The 2,450-nt window shown below is 63.1% G+C and carries 2 protein-coding genes and 1 pseudogene; all 3 read right to left on the bottom strand.

Translation table 11 applies throughout. From position 1 onward, the window contains the following. A pseudogene (locus EN750_RS29300) lies at positions 1–521 on the bottom strand (amino acid ABC transporter permease); the annotation flags it as partial. Between the two features lie 9 nt (positions 522–530). Next, positions 531–1,718, bottom strand: a complete 1,188-nt coding sequence (locus tag EN750_RS29295) for an amino acid ABC transporter permease (protein ID WP_127398836.1) — start codon at positions 1,716–1,718, stop codon at positions 531–533. Positions 1,719–1,781: 63 nt separating this feature from the next. After that, on the bottom strand, positions 1,782–2,450 hold a 669-nt coding region (locus tag EN750_RS29290; protein WP_127398835.1), incomplete at its 5' end, for a transporter substrate-binding domain-containing protein.

The following is a 2,450-nucleotide window of genomic DNA, read 5'->3' as shown; positions in this document are numbered from 1 at the left end:
CCCCAAAGCGAGGTCTCGACATGCGGCAGGCCGAACATGCCGCCGACCAGCAGGACGAAGGCGACGATCGGCAGCACGAAGAACAGCAGAACCGCATTCAGCCCTTTGCGCGGCACCTTCGGGATCAGCATCGGCACCAGCAGCGCCACGAACAGGATAGCGACCAGGATCGGCCGCCAGCGCTCCTCGATGGGATAGCGCCCGAGCATGAACTGGCCGAATTTGGCATTGACGAAAGCCCAGCAGGCGCCGGTCCAGCCATCCGGCTGGATGCCGCCTTGCGCCACCGTGGCGCATACGGTCCGGTCCGGTCCCGTCCACACGGCGTTGATGAACGCCCAATTGATGATTTGCGGCAGGATCATCGCCACCAGGGCGATGCCGACGATCGTCAAGATGGTGTCGCCGGCAGAAGCGATCAGGTTCTTGCGCACCCAAGCGCCGAGGCCGGTGACGCTGGCGGGCGCCGGCTGCGCCAGCACCATTTCGGTGCGCACCCAGGACATATCATGTTCTTGCATGTCCTTACCTCACCTCTCCACCAGCGCCATCTTGGCGTTGAACCAGTTCATCACCAGCGAGGTCAGGAGGCTGATGGCGAGGTAGATCACCATCATGATCACCACGCCTTCGACGGCCTGGCCGGTCTGGTTCAGCACCGTCCCGGCGGTCGCCGTCAGGTCCGGATAGCCGATGGCGATGGCCAGCGACGAGTTCTTGGTCAGGTTGAGATACTGGCTGGTCAGCGGCGGAATGACGATGCGCATGGCCTGCGGCACGACGACCAGCCGCAGGATCGATCCGGACCGCAAGCCCAACGCACCGGCAGCTTCCGTCTGGCCCGCGCTGACACCCCTGATGCCGGCGCGCACGATCTCGGCGATGAAGGCGGCGGTATAGCAGGACAGCGCCAGATAAAGCGACAGGAACTCCGGCCGGACCTGGAAGCCGCCGGTCAGGTTGAAAGTCGACTGCTTCGGGTAGTCGAAGCTCAGGGGAAAGCCGCTCAGCGCATAGGCGAGCAGCGGCAGCCCGACGATCAGCGCCGCGGACGTCCAAAACACTGGAAATTGCTGGCCGGTCGCCATCTGCCGTTGCCGCGCCTTGCGCGCGACGAACCACGCCATGGCGATGCCGACAAGCAGGGCGACGAAGATCAGCCATGAGCCGTCGCCCCACACGGCGCGTGGAAAATAGAAACCGCGCTGGTTGAGGAAGGAGCCGAACGGCAGGTTGTAGCTGTCGCGTGGTGCCGGCAGCACGGCCAGCACGCCGGAATACCAGAAGAAGATGACCAGCAGCGGCGGGATGTTGCGGAAAACCTCGACATAGACCGTGCAGATCTTCCTGATCAGCCAGTTCTGCGAGAGCCGGCCGATGCCGATGACGAAGCCGATGATTGTCGCGGTGATGATGCCGACGATGGCGACGATCAAGGTATTGATGAGGCCGACCAGAATGGCGCGGCCATAGGTCGAATCCGACGAATAGGCGATCGCGCTCTCGCTGATGTCGAAGCCGGCGCGGCCCTTGAGGAAGCCGAAGCCTGAAGCGATGCGCAGCCGCGTCAGGTTGTCGATGACGTTGTGGGCAATCCACCAGACGCCCGCCACCAGCAGCACGACGACCAGCACCTGGAAGAATATGCCCCGGATTTTCGGATCGTTGATGAAGGAGCCGCGGCTGGGCTCCTCGCGAAGTACGTCCTGCGATGCCATTCGACCGTCCCCTGGAAAGAGAAACCGGGAGGCAGATGATCTGCCTCCCGGATCACATTTCGATCAGCGGATCGGCGGCGCGTATTGCAGGCCGCCCTTGGTCCACAGCGCGTTGATGCCGCGCGCGATCTTCAGCGGGCTGCCCGAGCCGACATTGCGCTCGAACATTTCGCCATAATTGCCGACGGCCTTGACGATGTTGACCACCCAGTCATTGGAGACGCCGAGATCGGTGCCGATCTTGGTATCGGCTTCCTGGCCGAGCACGCGCTTGATCTCGGGACTGGCCGAGTTCTTCATCTCATCGACATTGGCCTTGGTGATGCCGAGCTCTTCAGCCTGCAGCAGCGCGAAATAGGTCCACTTGACGATGTGATACCACTGGTCGTCGCCCTGGCGAACGGCCGGTCCGAGCGGCTCCTTGGAGATGATCTCGGGCAGCACGACGTGGTCGGCCGGCGCTCCCAGCGTCAGGCGGATGCCGTAGAGGCCCGACTGATCGGTGGTGTAGACATCGCAGCGGCCGGCATCATAGGCGGCGTTGACCTCTTCCAGCTTCTCGAAGACGACGGGATTGTACTCCATCTTGTTGGCCTTGAAGTAGTCGGCGAGGTTCAGCTCGGTGGTGGTGCCGCTCTGCACGCAGACGGCCGCGCCCGAAAGCTGCAGGGCCGAATTGACGCCCGGCAGCTTCTTGGCGTTGATCATGAAACCCTGGCCGTCATAGTAGGT

The sequence above is a fragment of the Mesorhizobium sp. M7A.F.Ca.ET.027.03.2.1 genome, from assembly GCF_003999175.1.
Lineage (GTDB): Bacteria > Pseudomonadota > Alphaproteobacteria > Rhizobiales > Rhizobiaceae > Mesorhizobium.
This window is presented reverse-complemented; position numbering and strand designations above follow the sequence as displayed.

Excerpts from the sequence above, each read along its gene's own strand:
- EN750_RS29295 (WP_127398836.1), bottom strand. The coding sequence starts at position 1,718 with ATGGCATCGCAGGACGTACTTCGCGAGGAGCCCAGCCGCGGCTCCTTC.